Consider the following 20,649-nt stretch of genomic DNA (forward strand, 5'->3'; position numbering starts at 1 on the left):
CCATTCCTCGCCGACCGTTTGACATGCTTCTCGCAGGCGTCCCGGTACACTCTATCTAGCCTACCAAACGGAGGGAAACGATAGGATGTACCGCGGAATAAAGATGCTTGTTTTCGTGCTCGTATTCGCCGTTTCGTCACAGCAGATCGTTAATGCCGGCAGTCTTTTTTCGCATGAATGGAATCGGAGTCCGGCGCAGGCCGAGGCGTTCCCGCCGACGTACTCGAACGTGGAAGGAGTGCTGACGTTCCGGGGGACGAACGAGAGAAGCGCGCCTTCATACGGCACCGTCGACATGAAGACGTACCAACCGATGATCGCGTGGACTAAAAGAACGAAGTCGAGCTCGTGGGGCGGGGGAGCGGGATGGACGGGGCAGCCGGCCATCGTGAAATGGTCGCCGGAGGTGCTGCGGACGATGAACGTGAAGCCGAAGTTTCATTCGAAACCGGGTTTCACGGAAGTGATCTACGCCTCGCTCGACGGTTACGTGTACTTCCTCGATCTGGATACGGGGGAAGAGACGCGGAATCCGATTAGAATCGGCAATCCGATCAAGGGAAGCGTGTCCGTCGACGCGCGGGGGTACCCGCTCTTGTACGTAGGCGAAGGCATTCCGGAGAACAAGACGATCGGGTTTAACTTGTTCAGCCTTATCGACCAGAAGCGGTTGTTGCGGGTGAACGGTTACGATTCCTATGCCTATCGCAAAGGCTGGGGAGCGTTCGACAGCTCGGCCGTGTTTAACCGTCTGGACGATACGCTGACGGTCGGCGGGGAGAACGGCATCGTCTATCATCTGAAGCTGAATACGAAGTTCGAACCGGACAAGAAGAAGCTCTCGATCGATCCGGTCATCAGCAAGTACCGATATAAGATCCCGGGCAACAATTACCAAGGCATCGAGAACTCCATCGCGACTTACGGAGATTACGCTTATTTCGCCGATAACGGCGGCAGCTTGCAAGCGATGAACGTCAAGACGCACTCGCCCGTCTGGAATCTCGCCCCGATCGACGACACGGACGCGACGATCGCGATCGAAGCGGAAGACGGCGTGCCTTTCCTCTATACGGGAACCGAGGTCGACAAGCAAGGCCGCAAGGGCTTTGCCCATATTCGCAAAATCAACGGGCTGACCGGGGCCGTCGTCTGGGAGATGAAATACGCCAGCTTCTCTTTGCTCGGCGCCCATCCGGTCAACGGGGGGTTACTCGCGACGCCGGTGATCGGCAAGAAGACGATCTCGGATCTCGCGATATTCACGATCGCCAGGTACGGATCCTTCAGCGGCGGCCTCATGGTCGCGTTGGACAAGGAAACGGGCAAGGAAGCTTGGCGGCTGCCGATGAAGGATTACGCTTGGTCGTCTCCGGTCGACGTGTACGATCTCGCGGGCAACGCGTCATTGCTGCAAGCGAACTCGGTCGGGCTCGTCTCCGTCATCGACGCGAAGACCGGCAAAGTTCGCGGCTCGCTGGACATCGGGACGAACATCGAGTCTTCGCCGGCGGTATTTAACGATATGGCGGTCGTCGCTTCGCGCGGCGGGTTGATCTATGGGATCAAGCTGAATTAGCTTCGCGGCGCGTTATCTTTAGCCGATGAGGTTCCAGAGCCGGGGGGCGTCGCTTCGACGATCCGCCAAGGGGATTCCGGCGTCTCTCTCTTGAAGGCGAAACGGAACGTGCCGCCGCGACCCGCGCCGCCTAGGCCGTAGACGGTGACGGGCAGATCGACCGAGGCGTTCAAGGCGTCGGCGGCGAGTCTTCCGGCGTCTTCCGGCTGCTTGCGGAGCGAATCCGCTTTAATCCGGATCGACTTGAGCGTCCGCATTCGTTCGACGAAGCGGTCGAGCGTCGAAGCCGGCATGTCCGGCCAGATTTGCATGAGCAGTTCCGAGTCGCGTTGATGAAACGCTTCGACGAAGCTGGCGGCGATCATATAAGGAGTAGCATGGTCCAAGTAAGGCCGCAGGTTTCCTGCGGCCTTATTGATCATGAGCTGATGCGACGGGTCGGGGTATTCGGATTTGTGCGACGAACTGCCGAGAAAGTGGATGCACGAGTGGCCTTTGAAGTCGTTGTCGGGTATCCCGTCCCCGCCGTGCGGCATGCCGTTCATGGAAGCGGCGATCTTATGGCCGTCTTCCGTGACGACGACGATCGCCCGGCGATCCCAGCTCCATTCGCCGCCGTAGATCGTCTTCATGATCCGCGAATCTTCCTTCCCGATCGGCTGCACGTCGGCATGATCGCTGCCGGCCCGGCGTTGCACGCGGAACGATAGTCCGGACTCGAGGTCGACGACCGTGAAGATGCTCTTGCGAGGGATGATCGAGCGCGCCTCGTTCCAAGGGAGCAACCGGCCGTAATGGGCGTTTCTCGCCGCTTCGGCGTAGATCAACAACCGGGAAGCGACGGCCTGCGGCAAGATCAACATGCGGGAAGCGTCCTCGTCGAGCAGATTGCCGGAACGGTCGATGCGATGGACGCTGCCGCTGCCTGAGGTAGCCGATCGCGCGACGACCTCGACGTCGGGCCATGCGACCGAGGCACGAACGGGATCGACCTGCGCGTATGGCGCCTTGTAGATCGCCTTCGCGATCCGCGAGCTCTCTATCGTTAACGTCGTTAACAACTCCGAACGAGAGCTTGATTTGACGATCATCTCGACGGTTAACGGTTGCGCGGCCGGTCGCGTCTGCACTGAAGGAATCGAAGGCGCAACCGCGACCGCGGACGCTGACACCGAACCGCTCGTCATTAACGCTATAGAGAGCATTATAAGTTTCATTCCGATGACCTCCGTTCCTGCACCTATTTTCGACGAAACGACCGCCATTTATGTTGAGCGATTTGGATAATCCCAGAGTGGATGACGAAGCTTATAGAGGAGTTCAATAGGGAGCGATACGGAAACAGCGAATCGGAGGCGATGGGATTGGGTTGGCACGCGATAAGCGGCATCGTGCTGTTGCTCGGACAGTTGGGACAGACGCTGCCGCTGCCGGATCGATTAACGATTACGCAAGAGGGCGCCGCGATCGCTCAAGTGAAGCGTGCGGAATACGAGCTGCCTCCAGGCGGACTGCCGTTCGTCGACGTCGACCGGCTGGAACATCTCACGGATAAACTCGATAAGCTCGTGAATCGCCCTCCGGCGGACGCCGGACTGGATGCGGGCATGGGCATCGTTCCCGAGAGGATGGGCTACCGGCTCGATCGTCGGCAATTCGCGGAGCGGTTCATGCGATTCATGGCCGAAGGAGCCTCGAACGGGCTGGAAGCGCCGCAGAAAGCGATCTATCCGAGGGTAGACAGCGAGATGTTGTTGACACTGAAGGAAAAGCAGATCGGCCAATATACGACTTACTTCAATTCCAACAACAAGAGCAGAACGAACAATATCGTCTTGGCCGCCAAGGCGATTAACAACCAATACGTATTCCCGGACGAGACGTTTTCCTTTAATCAGCGGGTTGGCTACAGATCGGCGGCGAAGGGTTATACCCGCGCGAAAATCATCGTCAGAGGCGAGGTGTCGGAAGGGATCGGCGGAGGCATCTGCCAAATCTCGTCGACGTTGTTCAACGCGGTCGATCGGGCGGGACTCGAGATTCTGCAGCGCTATTCCCATAGCCGCAACGTCACTTACGTGCCGCCGGGACGCGACGCGACCGTCAGTTGGTATGGCCCGGACTTCGTCTTCCGGAACAAATACAACATGCCGGTGCTCGTGCGCGCCACCGTATACGGAGGGGCGGTGTCGGTGACGTTGTATTCCGCCGAGACGATCGCCTTGAAGAAGCGAAGCGTGCCTAGCGCGTCCAAGCGGTTGCCGGAGGAAGTGCCCGCGGATCGGGGCGTGCATCTGCCGAATAGGTTCGATTCGCCGGGCGGTGCCGGAGGGTCGCGAGGAATGAATTCGTCGGCGAGTTGAAAAACAACGCGAGCTTCGATTAGCGGTACGTCGACGAGGCGGAAGCTCGTATGGGCATGCTTGGCAATCGCTATTACGCGCAAATCACGATTCTTCCAATTTCTCGGAGAAGGCGCTTTCTCTGGGAGGTGACTAGCCGAAGCAAGCGGAGCTCGTGTTCAAGTCGAACAGCTATTACAACTTCGTCGCCGGACAGATCAGCGAGAACGCCGCGAATGAGCTGAAGGAGAAGCTGTCGCACAGCTTGACGGAAGCTTATTCGCGCGGCATCTTCGGCGAAGCCGGAAACAAGTTGGCCGCCGGCGCGACGAAGGCAGAGCAAGGCGCCGTGGCGCTTAAAGTCGGCACGCAAGCAGCAAGATCCGCTCCGACGACGAGATGATTAGGCTGCTGGCGCAGCCTGTCGCCATCCGGTCGAACGAGGAGCGGAAGGTGTCGGTATACGGGGCGGGTATCGCGCCTTACTTTATATCGATGGCGCTGTTCGCGGGCTCGCTCGTCGTGTAGCGGACGGCGACTCGTCCTCGCCGATGCCGGATGGAGACGGAATGGTGCCGATGAAAGCTTCGAGCGCTCGGCTCATGGCGGCATCCTTGCGGGTAATGAATTCGGTTCGCATATGGGCGAAAGAAGGAGGAAGGGAAAACGCGCGCAACGTTCCGTCTTTCTCCAATTTCCCGCTGACCGATCTCGGCATCAGCGAGATGCCAAGGCCGGCGCCGACGCCGCCAATAATGGCTTCGAGCGTACCGAATTCCATCGTCGCCGTACGGTCGCGTCCCGTCGTCTCGAGCCAGCTTTCCAGCACCTCGCGGTAGGAGCAGCCGATGCTGAATACGAGCACCGGCTTTTTCAACGCGTCCGGGAGATCCCGGACGGCCGGCGGAGCGACGATAACGAGCTCTTCGTCGAACGCGTGCATCGACCGCAGCACCGGATGGTTGCACGAGCAACCGATAAAGGCGCCGTCCAGCTCGTAACGGAGCACTTTGTCGATTAATCCTTGGGAGTGGCTCGTCGTCAAGGAAAGACTGACGTCGGGATGTTCGCGGTGGAAGGAGGCGAGAAGCTTCGGCAAGCGAACGGCCGCCGCCGTCTGCGTCGAACCGATCGCCAGCGGTCCGCCGGGCTTGTCGGACCACGATACGGCTTTCGTCGCTTCGTCCAACAAACCGACGATTTTATCCGCGTAGTCGAGCAGCGTTTTGCCTGCCGAGCTTAGGATCATGCCTCGGTTATGGCGATGAAAGAGCGCGGTTCCTAGCTCCGTTTCCAGCTGTCGGATTCTCGCCGTCACGTTCGATTGCACGTAGCCGAGCTTTTCCGCCGCCTTCGTGATCGTCCCTTCCCGCGCAACCGCTTGAAAAATACGCAATTCGGCGCTTTCCATTCGATCGATCTCCTTTTTTGCGGCTGATATCATTAATTGTGATGCAAATTATCTGTAACATTCATTATACATAATACAAGAACCCTCTTACACTGGGATTACAGACAGGATAAACGGAGGGAACGAAATGAGTAAATTCAAATACGCGAGCCTCGTGCTCGCGACGACGCTGTTGATGGGGCTAGCTTTTCCGGTCGGCAAAATCGGGATCGGTTACGCGCCGCCGTTTTTCCTGATGGGCATCCGTTTCGTCGTCGCGGGCGGCATATTGGCGGCTATCGCCGGGAGAAACGGGAGACCGCGGGAGACGCGATCCTGGCTGCGGGCGGCGACGATCGGCATGTTCCAATCCGCGGGCGTCATGGGCTGCGCTTACTACAGTATGAGGTGGGTGTCGTCCGGAGAATCGTCCATTCTCATCTCCCTTAATCCGCTGCTCGTCATCGTGCTCGGTTCGCTGCTGCAACGAATTCGCTACCGCTTCAGCCAGTGGGCGGGCGTCGCGATCGGCTTCTTCGGCATATTGACGGCTTTCGGATTCCGCGTCGGTTTCCAGCCCGGCACTTGGATCGGCATCGGAGGCGCGTTTTGTTTCGCGGCAGCGACGCTGACGACGAAGAGATGGGGCGGCGGCTTCGATATGAAGGCGCTCGCCGGTTACCAGATGCTGTTCGGCGGATTATTGCTGCTCCTATTAAGCATGGCGACCGAACGCCCGAGGTTCGATATTGTGCCGGCATCCATACTCGCTTTGGTCTGGCTGATCGTCTTCTGTTCTATCGCGCAATTCCTACTTTGGTATTACCTTTTGAGCCATGGGGATGCCGCGAAGACGAGTGCCTTCTTGTTTCTGATGCCGCTGTTCGGCGTGCTGACCAGTTGGCTGCTACTCGGCGAACGGGTGCATGCGTCCGTCTACGCGGGAGGTGCGCTCGTCTGCCTCGGCATTTACCTTGTCAATCGGGAGCCGGCCGCGGGAGGAAAGTCGATGCGGAACATGCTACAATGGGGAGGTGGAAAAAGTAGCCGATCGGCCAAGGAGAGGATCCGCGATGGATGTGAAACTGTTCACGGTTGAAGAAGCGAACGGGCTGTTGCCCGATCTGATCGCCGACTTGAAGGTTTTGCAGGAGCTGGCTAAAGAGATTGAATCGAAGCAGCGCGATTTGAAACGGGCAAAGACGAGGCATAGCGCGACGGGAGCGAGCGACGGCGGGGACCCGTTCTTCGAGGCCGAAAGCATGATCGATTTTCTGAAAATGGAAGGCGAGCTGCTCGTCGGCAATTTTTCCCGCAAGGGCGTGCAACTGAAGATGATTCATCCCGGATTGCTCGATTTCCCGGCGGTCATCAACGGGGAAGACGTGCTGCTCTGCTGGCGCGAAGGGGAAGATCGGGTCATGCACTACCATACGTGGCACGACGGCTTTCAAGGACGGAAGCCGCTCGGGTGACGGTGCGGAATATGAAGAATCCTATTGACAATCGACGACGATGCATGCCATAATCGACACTGTTGATTATAGAACATCTACAATTTCGTATAACCTCACGATTTCAGGGTGGGGGTATCTACAGGAAGCCTTAACTTCCTTGCTACGAATTCGGAATCGAGCCATCGGGCCATCGGTTCCGCTTTCGGGGCAGGAAGTTTTTTTGCGTCTTCGGGCTCCCGCGGAACATATTAGGAGGAAAGCAAAATCATGAAATATCGATTGTCCGTGCTGATAGGCGCGGTTTGTTATGGCATTTTATCGACGATCGTCGTTACCGCATACGGGGAAGGCTACGGGCTCGGAGAAGTCGTCGGCAGCCAGTTGCTCGTCGGTTTCGCGTTATCGTGGGCGCTTGTCGGCGCGATGAAGGGTATCGGGCGTCGGAGGAAGAGCAAGGCGTTGCGGTTCGGTTCGAACGTGGATACGGATTCGGCGAATTCGTCCGATTCGGCGTTAGAGGACGGCGGGGGCCGTACAGCGTTCGATTCGGAGTCGCCGAAACTGACGTGGAAACACCGCTTTTATTTGATGGCGGCCGGCATGCCGACTGCCGTTACCGGCCTGCTCTACTACCAATCGCTTCGTTACATTCCGAATTCTCTCGCCATCCTGTTGCTGTTCCAATTCACGTGGATCGGCGTTCTCCTGCAAGCGGTCATACAACGGAAAAAACCGAGCGGAACGATGCTTCTCGCGCTCGCCGTGCTGTTCGGCGGCACGTTGCTGGCGGCCGGCGTATTCGAGGAAGGCCTGACCCGTTTCGATTGGCTCGGCGTCGCGTTCGGATTGCTGTCGGCCGTCAGCTACTCCTTGTTTATCTTGCTTAGCGGGAAAGCGGTTCCGAAGGCGCCGGCGGCCGTGCGCAGCGGCTGGATGGTCACGGGCGGCATGCTGCTCGTCTTCGCGTTGTTCCCGCCGACGTTTTTGTTCGACGGCCAGCTGTGGAACGGGTTGCTCGGTTACGGAACTTTGCTCGGGTTCTTCGGCGCTTTCCTGCCGCCGGTGCTGTACGCGATCGGCGTGCCGCATATCGGGGAAGGAATGACCGGCATACTGGGCGCTTCCGAGCTGCCCGTCGCGGTCATGCTGTCCGCGGTCGTCCTTCACGAGCAAGTCAGCCTGCTGCAATGGGCCGGCGTAGCGCTCGTGCTCGCCGGCGTGGCGTTGCCGGAGCTGTTCAAGGCGATCAAGCAAGCGTCAGGTCGGCCGTTATCAGGGCGCAGATTAGGGATGTAGTCTTTTCCGGACGGCATTTGCCCGGGCGTAGGCTAGGGATGCAGCCGTTTCCGGAACGGACGGTTCGCGCATCCGATTCGCGGATCGCTTAGACGCTCGTCTAGCCTACGCCGCCCGGATTCGCTATACTGGACTTATCTAGGACGTATAGGCGAAGGAGCTATGAGCGATGGAAGCGACCAAGGTTAACGACATTAAATATCAACCTCCGAAAGGGGAGTTCTCCCCGTTCGCGGACGAGGACGATTACGCCGATAGAGGGCGGGGCTGGGGCTTGTTCGGCAAGACGCCGAAAAGGCAGTTCTGGTACAAGAGCTCTTCCGCGCAATATCCGGTTACGATCGTCGGCTTCGAGGAATATCAGTCGCTGAACGTGCTCGTTATCGAATTCGAGAACGGGCAGTTATCGTGCATTCACCCGTCTTACTTGAAGGAAATGCAGAGCGGCACGTTCGGACGTTACGCGGTGTCTGAAGAGTCCGAAGGGACGGAAGCCGATGCTCCGGCGGCCGCGGTCCGAGGCGAAGGCGCAGATGCGGACGAATCCGCTCCCGCGAAACCGAAAGCGAAGGCATCCGCCAAAGAGAAGGGCGCGACGAAGGCGGCCGCTCCGAAGAAGGAGAAAATCGAGCTTCCGACCGAGAAGGTCAAATTCTCCGCGAAGCTGAAGGAATTCGCGACCAAAACGAATCCGTTCTCCGACACGGACGACGAAGTGCTGCTGTTCGAAGAAGTCGTTATCGCGGGCGAGACGCCGCTCGTGCTCGGAGACGCTTGGTGCGGCTACAGCAATACGCTGAAGGCGCTCGGGCTCGAGGTCGGCAACGTGCTTTCCTTCGAAGGCAAAGTCGTCGACAAGAAGTTCAACAAGGAAATTATCTACAAGGTGAACAACCCATCCAAGATTGCCGTTCAATAGATGTCGAGAAGCCCGCGCGAGCGGGCTTTTTCGATTCCGAAAAACTCCGCGCACCCTGCAGAAGCCGATTTTTCGCTCCCTCATCGTGCCCGATGATGAATCAAAATGCAAAAGTACAGTTTGTTGACGGCTAAAGAGGCTATTGCCTCCTACAACCTGCAAAACTGCAGTTGGATGCTCACGAAAATGGCTTTTTCGGGCAAATCGGGAAATCAAACTGTAGTCAGTGCAGGTTGATTGGCGGGTACTTGAGATTTTGATAAAACAAACTGTAGTCCGTGCAGGTCATGAAATGTGTTGAAGGGTATATCCGATTCAGGGTGCGATCTGACGGGCGCGATTAGGTACTGGCGGGTCGCATCATTTTCCGAAAAATCAGCTGGATTATCGCTTGACCTTGACGTTACGTCAAGGAGTACGATGAATTCGCAGGGGGGATCGCGAATGGAATATACGGTTCAGAAGCTCGGCCAGCTAGCGGGAGTCAGCACCCGGACGCTTCGGTATTACGACGCTATCGGCATTCTCAAGCCGGCGAGAGTGAATACGTCGGGATACCGGATATACGGGCAAAGGGAAGTGGACGCGCTACAGCAAATTTTGTTCTACCGGGAGCTCGGCGTCGGCCTCGAGGAGATCAAGGAAATCGTCACCTCGCCTTCCTTCGACGCGGACCGCGCGCTCATGGAGCATCGACAGAACTTGCTGGAAAGACGGAAGCAGCTGGACGCGCTGATCGCCAACGTCGATCTGACCCTAGCCCAAAGGAAAGGATCGGGAACGATGAGCGACAAACAGAAATTCGAAGCCTTCAAGATGAAGCTGATCGACAATAACGAGAAGCAATACGGCAAAGAAGCCAGGGAGAAGTACGGGGACGACCAAGTCGACAAGTCGAACAAGAAGCTCAAGAACATGACCGAAGAGCAGTACGCGGAGGTCGAGAAGCTCGCGTCGGCCGTTCACGTCGCGCTCGAGGAAGCTTTCGCGACGGGCGATCCTGCCGGAGAGCCGGCGCAAAATGCAGTCGAGTTGCATCGCCGCTGGCTGACGTTCTACTGGGACAGCTACAGCAAAGTAGCCCACGCGGGGCTCGCCCAAATGTACGTCGACGACCCGAGGTTCACGGCGTATTACGACAAAGACCAGCCGGGCGTCGCGGCGTTCCTGAGAGATGCCGTCAACGTGTACGCGGGCATTCGTTAAGTGGAAGTCGCAGCCTGCAAGCTGTGACGATTCGATACGCTAATATTCGAAGCTGATCCAAAATCGCTCTATCGACAAGCTACCGAGGTAAGTTTCGGTAGCTTCTTGCGTTCTCCATAAGGAGGCAGTCCCTTTATTCACAATGAACAACATTTTCCCAATTCATGCTTGACAATTACAGTGTATGAACTACATAATACATACAGGTCGTATGAAGTGGTTAATACACTCTCGATACGGAATGCGAGGGATAGGGATGAACAAGTTCGAGGGCTGGAGCGATATGACATTCAATAGCCGGGACCCGGTATACGCTCAGGTCATTCGGCATTTCAAGGAACAGATCGTGACCGGGAAACTGGCGGCCGGACAAGCGATACCGTCGAGAAGGGAGCTGGGCGCATTGCTGAAAATTAATCCGAATACGGCGCAGCGCGCGTATAAAGAGATGGAAGATCAACGGCTGATCGTTACCGAAGGCAATTCGCCGAGCCGGATTACGACGGAAACGGACGTGCTGCGCGCGATCCGGTCGGAGCTTCTCGGCGAAGCGGTGCAGGCATTCGTCGCATCCGTGAGGAAGATCGATGTTCCCGTCGACGAACTGCTGCAGTTAGTCAGGGAAACGTACGTCACGAACGACGACAACGCAGAGGGGAGGAATGGCGATGATTGAGGTCAGCGACGTATCGAAACGATACTTGCGCCGTAGCGTGCTGAAGGGCGTCACTTTCGGCGCGGAGAAAGGGCACATCACATGCTTGATCGGCTTGAACGGCGCCGGCAAGTCGACGCTGCTGAAGGCGATCATGGGCCTTACGCCCGTAAGCGGCGGCAGCATTCTGATCGACGATACGCCACCGGGCAAAGAGATTTACGGCAAAGTCTCGTACATACCCGACCACCTGACGATGCCGATGGGGATGCGAATCGCGGAAGCGTTTCGCTTCATGGCCGACTTCTATCCGAATTGGGAACCCAAGAGAGCGAACGAGCTGCTGAGCTTCTTCAAGCTGGACGCTTCGGACAAATTAGGCAACCTATCCAAAGGAACGGCCGCGAAGCTGAATCTCTTGCTGGGTTTCTCGCTTCGTACCGAGTACGTGCTGATGGACGAGCCGTTCTCAGGCATCGACCTGTTCAGCAGGGAGGCGATCGCGAGCGTGTTCGCCAGCGACTTGATCGAGGACAGAGGCGTGCTCATGACGACGCACGAGGTGAACGAAGTCGAGCATCTGATCGACAGAGCCGTATTGCTCGGCGACGGGAAAGTCATTCAAGACTTCGACTGCGAGCGGATGCGAAGCGAGCAAGGCAAGTCGATCGTCGACGTGATGAGGGAGGCGTACCGGAGATGAAGCATTATTTGAAACTGCTGCATATGGAGATCCATCGCTTTCGTTACGCGCTCGCGGCGATCATGGCGCTTGCGATCGTCATTCAAATTTGGACGCTCGTCGCCTACGTGAACGAACAGAAGGCGACGAGGCAATATCATATCACAGAGTCCGAAGCCAATAATGTCGACATTATCGATCAATATGTATATGGCTCGGATACCCCGTATGCTTTACGCCAAGTTTCTTTCGCGGACGCGATCGAATACAACCAAGGGTCGTATATCATATCCGTCATGATTGGCATCGCCGTCATCGGTCTGTACGTATTCCTGATTTGGTATCGTGACTGGATCGGCCGCAGCACGTTTATCTACCGGCTTCTTGCGCTGCAAGCGCCTAGGGGAGCAATCTATGCGGCGAAGTTGTCGGCCATATTGTTGTTCGTGTTTGCCGTGATCGCGTTCCAAGCTACGCTTCTCGCGATCGAACAAGGACTGTTCCGCATGCTCGTCCCGGACGAACTGTATAAGTCATCTTATTTCCTTGACGCGGTACAGTCGAACTATGCGTTCAAAATATTGCTTCCGCGGAGCTACGATCAATTCGCGTTCGCATACGGAATGGGGATCGTCGCAGTCGTCGCGATCTTCACGGCGATCGTCATCGAGAGAAGCTACAGGCTTGTCGGCATCGCGTATGCAATCGCATTCTTGGTGCTGTGCGCGGCAATGTTAGTCTATCCGATGTATCAATTGAAAACGAACGACGGGCGCGGATTTTTCTACAACGAAGAAATATTCGCGATGGAAGTCGTCAGTTGCGTCGTCGTGCTGGCCGTATCGGTATGGCTCGGGTTACGGTTGCTCGGTAAAAAAATATCCGTATAAGGGGGAGCGAACATGAGACGGTATTGGTTATCGATTACGCTCGGGGCGCTCGCCTTCCTCGGGCTCGGCGGTTATTATTTTCGCGCGGCGACGGATCGGATGCCCGACTATCGCCTCGTTACGAAGTCCGGGGACGAGAAGGTCGCCGAGGCGTTGACGTTATTAGGGGCTTACGCAGGGCGGAGAGAGCCGGAGTACGTTCAAATCAGCGGCGAAGGCAGCGACTACAGAAGAGAGCAGTCGCTCTATGAACGAAGCTTCGGAAGCCGCTCGCAATATCTATTCGAGCGATTCGTCGAGCTGAGGAAGCTGAAGCAAGATCATCGCCAGTTTATGCGCGGCAAGACGGACGCGGCTGGATTTTATCGGGATGAGAAATGGGTGGCGTACGCAACGACGGAGCGGCATGAGCTAGGCAGCGGTTACTCGGAAATGTGGCTTAAGCTAGATCTGTTGAATGAAACGTCCGGTAAGCGAACGAATTATAGCGTGAATTTCAGCGAATCCGCGAGCTTCTCATACGTTTATGACGTTCAGTTGATCGACGAAGAGCTGCACGCGCTTGTGTTGGACGAGGATGGACGAGGGGGCGAACGCGTCCTGAGGGACATCGTCGTTAACGTGTCGGATGGTCGCGTCGTAAGAAGCGATGAAATCAAGCTATCGGGGGATGCGAAATTTTCGCATGCGATCTCGGAAGAGGCAATTACCGAGCCGAGCGCGAACGTCGTTCTCATATCGGCGACCGGCGGCAAATCGGGTAAAGGCGCGATATACGCCTACGACTATAAAGAAGGCAAGCTGGCAGAGATAACGGTTCCCGGCGACTCGTACAATGCCAACGAGGGCCAGCTTAGCCTTCATCACGGGGTGCTGACGAGCGTATTCTCGAACAAGGATGGCGTGTCGTTCTGGTCGAAGCCGATTGAGCAGGCGTCGGCCGCGATACAAGCTCATAAGCTAACCGCAAAGGAGCTGGGCGCGGACAAAATCGTATTCGCGACGCCTCGAAACAATCGTATCTATGTCATGAAGCGAAAGCTGGACATCTCCCAAATCGCCGTCTTCGATCCGAATAACGGGGCGTCCCTTTACGAAGGCGAAGTCGTCTTGGGCGGCGACTCGCTTCCGGTGTCGGGAGAGCTGTCGAAGCTGGAATTCCACGGCATTCGCTATTAGTCGCCGATAAAAAAAGCTTCTCTCCGTCGCCGGCGTTCGGCGCGGGAGAAGCTTTTTCGTTAACCCGCCGAAGCCGCCAAGTCGTGCGTCTCGCATTCAGCCGAGCAGTAGCCGCCTTTTTCCGATTCGCAATCGGCGCAGACGAGATGCTGCAGGTGGCACGTATCGTCCGTGCAGTTCACGTAGACGTCGGTCGGCGCGCCGCAGTGGTGGCATTTGCCGACGAGGACGTGTTCGTCCGTCTGGTTGATCCGCACCGATACGCGCTCGTCGAACACGTAGCAATTGCCGTCGAAGCCGCGGCCCTGCACTTCCGGATCTTGGCCGTACGTCACGATGCCGCCGTCGAGCTGGTACACGTTGTCGAACCCTTCGTTCTTGAGTACGGCGGTAAGCATCTCGCAGCGGATGCCGCCCGTGCAATATGTCAGGATCTTCTTGTTCTTGTGCTCTTCGGTCAGGTTGTTGCGAATCCAGTCCGGGAACTCGCGGAACGTCTCGAGGTCGGGCCGAACCGCGTTGCGGAAGTGGCCGAGATCGTATTCGTAGCCGCTCCGTCCGTCGAGGATATACACGTCGTCGCGACCCAGATGCTCGTGGAATTCTTTCGGCGTTAACCGTCCGCCGCCGTCCGCGCGAGGATCGAGTTTCTTGTCGTAGCGAAGCGTGACGAGCTCTTTCTTGTAGCGGACGAACAGCTTCTTGAACGCGTGGCCTTCGGACTCGTCGATCTTGAACAGCAAATCCGCGAAGAGGGGATTCGCCCGCATGTCGGCCATATAACGTTCCGTTTGCTCGACCGTGCCGGACAACGTGCCGTTAATGCCTTCGCTCGCGATCAGAATCCGTCCGCGAATGCCGAGGTCCTTGCAATATTGAAGATGCTCGGCGGCGAACGTCTCCGCGTCTTCGACCGGCACGTAGTGGTAAAATAGCAAAATGCGGTAGGGTTGGCTCATCTTTATCGTACACCTTCCGATATAAGTTCCGTAGGATCGTCATGCCATTTTAGCCCCTCGGGGCGGACATAGTCAACATGTATGTATAGGAAGTGAAAATGGGCTTGCCAACGATTGACAATTCGCGTCCCCGATTCTAAAATAAAAGTAATCACTCACTTTTTTATTCTGGAGTAGGAGGCGCGGCCGTGACGGCGGAACGAACGGAGTTATCGGTTGTCGTAGAACGAGTCGGCAAGCGTTACGGGGACAAGGTCGTGTTAAACGAAGTCGATCTCGCGATCGAGAGCGGAACGATCTACGGGCTGATCGGGCCGTCCGGGGCGGGCAAGACGACGCTCGTCAAGATGCTCGTCGGCATGGAGACGGCGGATACGGGCGCGGTCAAGGTGCTCGGACGTCGAATGCCGAATCTGTCTTTGCTACAGGAGATCGGCTACATGGCGCAGTCCGACGCGTTATACAACGAGCTGACGGGCGAAGAGAACCTGCAGTTTTTCGCGTCCTTGTTCAAGCTTCGCAAGAACGAACAGAAAGAAAGGATCGGTTACGCGGCGGGCCTCGTCAATTTGGCGAACGAGCTGAAGAAAAAGGTCGGCGCGTATTCGGGAGGCATGAAGCGGAGGCTGTCGCTCGCGATCGCGCTCATCCAGAATCCCCGGCTGCTTATCCTGGACGAACCGACCGTCGGCATCGATCCCGAGTTGAGGCTGTCGATCTGGAACGAGTTGCTGCGACTCAAGAGGGAAGAAGGCAAGACGATCATCGTGACGACGCACGTCATGGACGAAGCCGAACGGTGCGACGAGCTCGCGATGGTTCGGGAAGGGCGCATCCTAACGAGAGGAACGCCTGCCAAGCTGAAGAGCGACTACGGCGTCCATAGCCTCGAAGAAGTATTCCTGCACGCGGGAGGGAGGCGCCAATGAGAGTCGCGGCATTGATTCGCAGAATCGTACGGCAAATGCTCCGGGACAAAAGAACGTTGGCCTTATTATTCGTAGCTCCTCTTCTCGTGTTATCGCTTATGTACGTCATGTTCAACGGTAGCGGCAACGCCGGCAATCCGAAGCTCGGCGCGGTGAACGTGCCCGTCCCGCTCATGCAGGCGCTCGGCCAAGCGGAGCTCGACGTCGTACCTTACGCGACGGCCGACCGTCTGACGATCGTCGACGACGGCTTGGACGGCTTGCTTCTGCTGGAGAACGGCAAGCCGAAGCTGATTCTGGAGAACGGCGATCCGACGCAAGCGAACATGATCCGCTTGAAAGTGGGCCAATTGCAAGCGACGGCCGTCGCGGCCATGAACGGACAGTCGGGCGTAACGTCCGTTGCCGATCGCGCGCTGGCCTTGCCGACCGAATACGTATACGGGAACGGCGAATCCACGTTCTTCGACGTGCTCAGTCCGATTCTCGTCGGTTTCTTCGTCTTTTTCTTCGTCTTCCTCATCTCGGGTATCGGCCTGCTTCGCGAAAGAACGACGGGCACGCTCGAGCGTCTCATGTCCACGCCGATTCGGCGTGGCGAAGTCATCGGCGGTTACTTGACGGGATACGGCATCTTCGCGGTCGCGCAGACGATCATCGTCGTGCTGTTCGCCGTGAATATTCTCGATATATCGCTCGTCGGTTCGATCTGGAACGTCTTGCTCGTGAACCTGCTGCTCGCTCTCGTCGCGTTGTCTCTAGGCATCTTGCTCTCGACGTTCGCTTCGTCCGAGTTCCAGATGGTCCAATTCATCCCGGTCGTCGTCGTTCCGCAGATTTTCTTCTCCGGCATCTTCCCGCTCGACACGATGGCGTCGTGGCTGCAAGCCGTCGCCCATGTCATGCCGCTGTATTATGCCGCGCACGCGCTGAAAGGCGTCATGTACAAAGGGTTCGGCTTCGAAGACATCGCTCTCGACGTCGCCGCGCTCGCGCTGTTCGCGGCCGCTTTCATCGCGCTTAACGCCATCGCGCTAAGGAAATACAGGAAACCTTCGGCGCGCGACTGACGCCGAATACTCGAATAAGGAATGAAGCCGATGTCCTCCAATAACTTGCTCGACAAGATCATCCAACAATCGAAGCTGTCGAAGAAGGAAACCGCCAAGCAGCAACGGATCGTCGAAACGGCGATCGCGTTGTTCGCGGAGCGCGGCTACGCCCATACGTCGACGAGCGAGATCGCCAAGCATTCCGGCGTCGCCGAAGGGACGATCTTCCGCCACTACGGGACGAAAGAAAACTTGCTTTTGTCGGTCATCGTCCCTTTCCTGAAAGAATCGATGCCGTCGCTCGCGGAGGAAATATCCGAACAGGTCGATCCGCGGGGCTTCGGCAGCTTCGGCGAATTCGTCCGGGCGCTCATCCGCAACCGGTTCGAATTCTTGATGGCGAACAGGGAAATTTTCCGCGTCGTCGCGAAGGAAATGCTATACCGGGACGAATTGCGGGCGGAATTGTTTCCGCATGTCGGCGGGGCGATCTTCGGCTTTCTCGGCCGCGCGCTGGCCCATTTCAAGGAACGGGGAGAGCTCGCGGACATACCGCCGCCCGAGCTCGCGAAGCTGATGCTGACGACGATCGCCGGCAGCTTCGTCGCTCGGATCGTTCTGGCGCCTGAGCCGCCCGGCGAGGAAGCGGAAGCGGATCTCGAACGACTGGCGAGGTTCGTACTGGAAGGTTGTGCGTCGGGACGGGCTGCCCTATAATGAGGGCAGGCCGTCTTTCGCATATATCACGATTGGAGTTGTCGCGCACATGATTATCCTCGCCACGATCGGGGCCGTAGCACTTATCGTCGCCCTTATGTTTTACTGGTCTTCGTTCAAGACGAACCGGGACAATACGAGCAAGCTGAAGAAAGACCAGAAAGCGCAATTGAAGGAAAAAGCGCGCAAATCGAAGCTGATCGCCCACGCGCTCCTCGCGCTCGGCATCATCTTGATCCTTATTCCGATCATCCGCAACGCATCTACGAATTACGACGTGGATTCGCTCAATACAGGAGCTTCCATTGAAGTGACTTCGGACAAAGATCTTGGCGGCGGCCACTCGGACATGCCGGTGCAATACGAGACGAAATTCCCGACTTCCGGAACGCATAGCCCTCACGACCTGAAGTTCGGCTTCTACGAGAAGAAACCGGAGACGGAGATGCTCGTCCACAATTTGGAGCACGGCGATATCGAGATCTATTATCGCGCGAACGCTTCGGAAGAAACGCTCAAGTCGATCAAGTATTTGACCCATTTCCGGGAAGCGGGAGCGGGCGTGCTCGCCATTCCGAGCGAAGACATTCCGGAAGGCAAAGACGTCGTTCTGACCGCTTGGACGAAAACGATGGCGCTCGATAAATACGACGAGGCCAAAGTCGGCCAATTCATCTACGATCACATCGACAACGGTCCGGAGCATATTCCGGCGAATGTCCGCCGCGGCGGCGGCACGATGTAAGCCAGTCGGCATAGCGCGATCGCGCGTCGATGAACCGCGTCCTAATGGGCGCGGTTTTACGTTTTACCCGCGGCGTGGTCCGCATAAAATCGCACATCATTGTCGTAGCTTTGCAACCCGAAATCGGGCTCTTTTCGCGTTCGCGGGTCTCCGGACTTGTGAAGTATGCTCCCGATCCGATATGTTAATAGTGATGAGGAGTATCGCGCAGGGGAGGTTTCGCATTGGGTTTTCTGACGGATTTGTTGGAGCAGTACGGCTATTTGGTGTTGTTCCTATCGCTGCTCTTGGAGATGCTCGCGCTGCCGCTTCCGGGGGAAGTGCTGATGACGTACGCGGGGCTCATCGTCTACCAGGGGAAGCTGAACTATATTCTCATCATCTTGGCCGGGGGAATCGGGACGTCGATCGGCATGACGGCTTCTTATTTCATCGGCTACAGGCTCGGCTATCCGTTCTTCGAGAAATACGGGTCGAAATTCCACCTCGGTCCGGACAAGCTGAAGCTCGCGTCGGGATGGTTCGACCGATACGGAGACAAGCTGCTGCTCGTCGCGTATTACATACCGGGCGTCCGGCATTTCACGGGCTACTTCTCGGGCGTCACCCGCATGCCGTTCCGCAAGTACGCCGCATACGCCTACACGGGAGCGTTCATCTGGGTCGCCGTATTCATTACGATAGGCAAGCTGTTCGGGGAAAAATGGGAGCAGTATCACCATACGCTGAACCGTTATTTGACGGTCGCGGGGGTACTCGCCGGCATCGTCATCGTGCTCGTGTTCGTGTTCCGAACGTTCAAGAGCCGGATGAGGCAAGCGATCGATCTGTTGCTCGACAAAGGGCTGCTGCGATATTATTCGGTCGGCAAGGTCGAGTTTATCGCGATCGCCGGAGGGGTCTTTTTTTTCGCGTTGTATTCGTTCGCGATCGGACTCGGAATTTCCAGCTTGGGCGAGGACTTCGCCAAGCTGAACGAGATGATTACGTATTTCGTCGGCGAATTCTTCGATTCGCATTGGACGGAGCCGATGAACGGCCTCGCCGTGCTGTCGTCGCCGCTGATCGTCGTTCCCGTCACTTTAGCGACGTGCGCGTGGGTGTGGAGCCGGGGCAAAGGCTTCCGGCTGGAAATCGCGTTCTACGCGATCGTGTTCGCCGGCGGCATCGGCATGGTCGACGCGTGGAAAGCGGCGTTCCGCGTGGCTGGCGTCCACGACCGGGTGCTCGCCTACCCGAGTACGGAAGCGTGGCTGACGATCGCCGGCTACGGCTATGCCGCTTATTTGCTCGTACGCCATCAAGCGAGATGGGCGAACCAGTTCGTCGCGCTGTACGGCGTCGCCGCCTGCTGCGTGCTCGTGTTCATCAGTCACGTGTTCCTCCGGGAGGAAGAGCCGGGTAATCTCGTCGCGGGTTTCCTGTACGGCGGCGTATGGCTCGGATTAAGCGTGCTGTGGCTGGAGCTATACCGAAGTTTAATTCGCAAGAAAATCGCCGTACCGGTCCGATAATCGGACGTGGCGGTCCATGGGGAGAGCGGCCGATGAACGAGCAAGAAGTCATGGTGGAGTTGCTCGAGAAGGGGAACGCTTTCGTCAAGAAAATCTACATGAGCCACGGAGCGGCGGAGCTGCTGTCCGGCGTGAAGATGACGGTCATTCGGGCGTTGCAGAAGAGAATCAAAACCGATCACGACCTCGCGATCGCGCTGTACCGGACCGGCAATGGCGACGCGATGACGCTCGCCGGGCTGATCGCCGATCCGAAACGGGCAACGGCGGAAAACCGCATTGCGGCGCGAATAGCACGCTGTCGGCGTATTGCAAGGCGGTCGAGCCGCCTTGCGGCGCGAATAGCACGCTGCCAGCGTACTGCTGGGCGGTCGAGCCTGCTTGCGGCTCGGTTAGAATTCGATGCCTCTGACTTTGGCGTACACGGACGTATCGGTTAGCCGGCTCGAATCCGAGGATAGCTGGTTGCCCCGAAGCGTTCCTTCGAGCACGTAGCCGAGTCGCAAGGCGACGTTGGCGCTGCGAACGTTGCCGCGGTCGCAGCGAATCTCGATCCGGTTCGCGCCGAGATGTTCGATCGCCAGCCTCTCGAGCGAACCGGCGGCTTCCGTCGCGAACCCGTTTCCGGCGAATTTCGTTCGCACCCAGTATCCGATCTCGAATACCCGCACATGCCAATCGATCCGGTGAAGCCCGCAGCATATCGCGAGCTCTCCGGATCTTTTGTCGTAGCCGTGGAAGCGGAGATCCGTCCGCTCGATAAACTTCGCGTGGCTCTGGCGGATGATTTGTTCCGTGTCGGATACGTTCTGGTCGCGGTTCGCCCAAAGCAGCCAAGGACGAAGTTCGGCAAGGCTCTCTTGCATCGCCGCGTTCACTTCCGCGCCGTCGCCGGGAAGAGGAAGGCGAATGAAGAGCCTATCGGATTCGAATCGGTCGGGAAAATCGATCAGTATGGGCGGAACGGCGGACATCGGATCAGCTCCTGCGCGGCATGCGCCGCTATGATGTCCAAAGTATAGCACGATCCGTTCCGGCCGGCTGTCACAAGTTGGGATGTTCCTCCCCGATTTGCTCTTACTCCTACAATGTATGCGCGGCTTCGCGGCCTCGGATTCGGACTCTCGCGGAAGTACGT

At 57.4% G+C, this 20,649-nt stretch carries 22 protein-coding genes and 1 riboswitch; of the genes, 18 read left to right on the forward strand and 4 right to left on the reverse strand.

Features of this window, described 5'->3' with window-relative positions:
• The first annotated feature begins 85 nt into the window (after positions 1-85).
• Complete coding sequence (locus ACFPPD_RS20480) at positions 86-1,579, forward strand: outer membrane protein assembly factor BamB family protein (RefSeq protein ID WP_209745998.1); 1,494 nt, start codon at positions 86-88, stop codon at positions 1,577-1,579.
• Here the strand turns inward: ACFPPD_RS20480 and ACFPPD_RS20485 are convergent.
• Positions 1,576-2,796, reverse strand: a complete 1,221-nt coding sequence (locus ACFPPD_RS20485) for a hypothetical protein (RefSeq protein WP_209746000.1) — start codon at positions 2,794-2,796, stop codon at positions 1,576-1,578. The two genes, ACFPPD_RS20480 and ACFPPD_RS20485, sit on opposite strands and share 4 nt — an antisense overlap.
• Before the next feature lie 141 nt (positions 2,797-2,937).
• Here ACFPPD_RS20485 and ACFPPD_RS20490 point away from each other — a divergent pair, with 141 nt between their 5' ends.
• Entirely contained in the window at positions 2,938-3,942 is a 1,005-nt protein-coding gene (locus tag ACFPPD_RS20490) for a VanW family protein (RefSeq protein ID WP_209746337.1), read from the forward strand.
• A gap of 154 nt (positions 3,943-4,096) precedes the next feature.
• Complete coding sequence (locus ACFPPD_RS20495; RefSeq protein WP_209746002.1) at positions 4,097-4,324, forward strand: hypothetical protein; 228 nt, start codon at positions 4,097-4,099, stop codon at positions 4,322-4,324.
• 84 nt (positions 4,325-4,408) lie between these two features.
• Here the strand turns inward: ACFPPD_RS20495 and ACFPPD_RS20500 are convergent, their stop codons facing one another.
• Positions 4,409-5,332, reverse strand: a complete 924-nt coding sequence (locus tag ACFPPD_RS20500; protein WP_209746004.1) for a LysR family transcriptional regulator — start codon at positions 5,330-5,332, stop codon at positions 4,409-4,411.
• A gap of 127 nt (positions 5,333-5,459) precedes the next feature.
• Here ACFPPD_RS20500 and ACFPPD_RS20505 point away from each other — a divergent pair, with 127 nt between their 5' ends.
• The 9 genes from ACFPPD_RS20505 (at position 5,460) to ACFPPD_RS20545 (ending at position 13,595) form a co-directional block, all read left to right on the forward strand.
• The gene (locus tag ACFPPD_RS20505; protein ID WP_209746006.1) at positions 5,460-6,410 is read left to right on the forward strand and encodes a DMT family transporter; all 951 of its coding nucleotides are present in this window, start codon (positions 5,460-5,462) and stop codon (positions 6,408-6,410) included.
• Positions 6,385-6,786 carry a DUF2203 domain-containing protein gene (locus tag ACFPPD_RS20510; protein WP_209746008.1) on the forward strand — a complete coding sequence of 134 codons (402 nt, stop codon included), beginning with the start codon at positions 6,385-6,387 and terminating at the stop codon, positions 6,784-6,786. The genes ACFPPD_RS20505 and ACFPPD_RS20510 overlap by 26 nt, the downstream gene beginning before the upstream one ends.
• Before the next feature lie 65 nt (positions 6,787-6,851).
• A riboswitch (purine riboswitch) is annotated at positions 6,852-6,951 on the forward strand.
• Between the two features lie 84 nt (positions 6,952-7,035).
• Entirely contained in the window at positions 7,036-8,064 is a 1,029-nt protein-coding gene (locus tag ACFPPD_RS20515) for an EamA family transporter (protein WP_209746010.1), read from the forward strand.
• Positions 8,065-8,233: 169 nt separating this feature from the next.
• The gene (locus tag ACFPPD_RS20520) at positions 8,234-8,983 is read left to right on the forward strand and encodes a hypothetical protein (RefSeq protein WP_209746012.1); all 750 of its coding nucleotides are present in this window, start codon (positions 8,234-8,236) and stop codon (positions 8,981-8,983) included.
• A 444-nt stretch (positions 8,984-9,427) separates the two neighbouring features.
• Positions 9,428-10,189, forward strand: coding sequence for a MerR family transcriptional regulator (locus ACFPPD_RS20525; RefSeq protein WP_209746014.1), 762 nt, complete (start codon positions 9,428-9,430; stop codon positions 10,187-10,189).
• A 256-nt stretch (positions 10,190-10,445) separates the two neighbouring features.
• A complete protein-coding gene (locus ACFPPD_RS20530) occupies positions 10,446-10,865 on the forward strand; it encodes a GntR family transcriptional regulator (protein ID WP_209746016.1) in 420 nt (139 codons plus the stop codon).
• Positions 10,858-11,547 (forward strand): ATP-binding cassette domain-containing protein, encoded by a 690-nt coding sequence (locus ACFPPD_RS20535; RefSeq protein WP_209746019.1) that lies wholly within the window; start codon positions 10,858-10,860, stop codon positions 11,545-11,547. Before ACFPPD_RS20530 ends, ACFPPD_RS20535 begins: the two co-directional genes overlap by 8 nt.
• Positions 11,544-12,416 (forward strand): hypothetical protein, encoded by an 873-nt coding sequence (locus ACFPPD_RS20540; RefSeq protein ID WP_209746021.1) that lies wholly within the window; start codon positions 11,544-11,546, stop codon positions 12,414-12,416. The genes ACFPPD_RS20535 and ACFPPD_RS20540 overlap by 4 nt, the downstream gene beginning before the upstream one ends.
• Positions 12,417-12,428: 12 nt before the next feature.
• Positions 12,429-13,595, forward strand: a complete 1,167-nt coding sequence (locus ACFPPD_RS20545; protein ID WP_209746023.1) for a hypothetical protein — start codon at positions 12,429-12,431, stop codon at positions 13,593-13,595.
• Between the two features lie 59 nt (positions 13,596-13,654).
• Here the strand turns inward: ACFPPD_RS20545 and trhO are convergent, their stop codons facing one another.
• Entirely contained in the window at positions 13,655-14,554 is a 900-nt protein-coding gene (trhO, locus tag ACFPPD_RS20550) for an oxygen-dependent tRNA uridine(34) hydroxylase TrhO (protein ID WP_209746025.1), read from the reverse strand.
• A gap of 188 nt (positions 14,555-14,742) precedes the next feature.
• Between trhO and ACFPPD_RS20555 the strand changes: the two genes are divergently transcribed.
• The 6 genes from ACFPPD_RS20555 (at position 14,743) to ACFPPD_RS20580 (ending at position 19,951) form a co-directional block, all read left to right on the forward strand.
• Positions 14,743-15,483, forward strand: coding sequence for an ABC transporter ATP-binding protein (locus ACFPPD_RS20555; protein ID WP_209746027.1), 741 nt, complete (start codon positions 14,743-14,745; stop codon positions 15,481-15,483).
• Positions 15,480-16,553: an ABC transporter permease gene (locus ACFPPD_RS20560; protein WP_209746029.1), complete on the forward strand. Its 1,074-nt coding sequence runs from the start codon at positions 15,480-15,482 to the stop codon at positions 16,551-16,553. Before ACFPPD_RS20555 ends, ACFPPD_RS20560 begins: the two co-directional genes overlap by 4 nt.
• Before the next feature lie 30 nt (positions 16,554-16,583).
• Positions 16,584-17,252, forward strand: a complete 669-nt coding sequence (locus ACFPPD_RS20565) for a TetR/AcrR family transcriptional regulator (protein ID WP_209746031.1) — start codon at positions 16,584-16,586, stop codon at positions 17,250-17,252.
• 49 nt (positions 17,253-17,301) lie between these two features.
• Complete coding sequence (locus ACFPPD_RS20570) at positions 17,302-17,997, forward strand: DUF3105 domain-containing protein (RefSeq protein WP_209746033.1); 696 nt, start codon at positions 17,302-17,304, stop codon at positions 17,995-17,997.
• A gap of 224 nt (positions 17,998-18,221) precedes the next feature.
• Positions 18,222-19,511, forward strand: a complete 1,290-nt coding sequence (locus tag ACFPPD_RS20575; RefSeq protein WP_209746035.1) for a VTT domain-containing protein — start codon at positions 18,222-18,224, stop codon at positions 19,509-19,511.
• 32 nt (positions 19,512-19,543) lie between these two features.
• Positions 19,544-19,951 carry a hypothetical protein gene (locus tag ACFPPD_RS20580; RefSeq protein WP_209746037.1) on the forward strand — a complete coding sequence of 136 codons (408 nt, stop codon included), beginning with the start codon at positions 19,544-19,546 and terminating at the stop codon, positions 19,949-19,951.
• Here ACFPPD_RS20580 and ACFPPD_RS20585 read toward each other — a convergent pair.
• On the reverse strand, positions 19,904-20,485 hold the full coding sequence (locus tag ACFPPD_RS20585) for a GNAT family N-acetyltransferase (RefSeq protein ID WP_209746039.1): 582 nt from the start codon (positions 20,483-20,485) through the stop codon (positions 19,904-19,906). The two genes, ACFPPD_RS20580 and ACFPPD_RS20585, sit on opposite strands and share 48 nt — an antisense overlap.
• Between the last annotated feature and the right edge of the window lie 164 nt (positions 20,486-20,649).

This window comes from Cohnella suwonensis, assembly GCF_042655365.1.
Taxonomy (GTDB): Bacteria; Bacillota; Bacilli; order Paenibacillales; family Paenibacillaceae; genus Cohnella; species Cohnella suwonensis.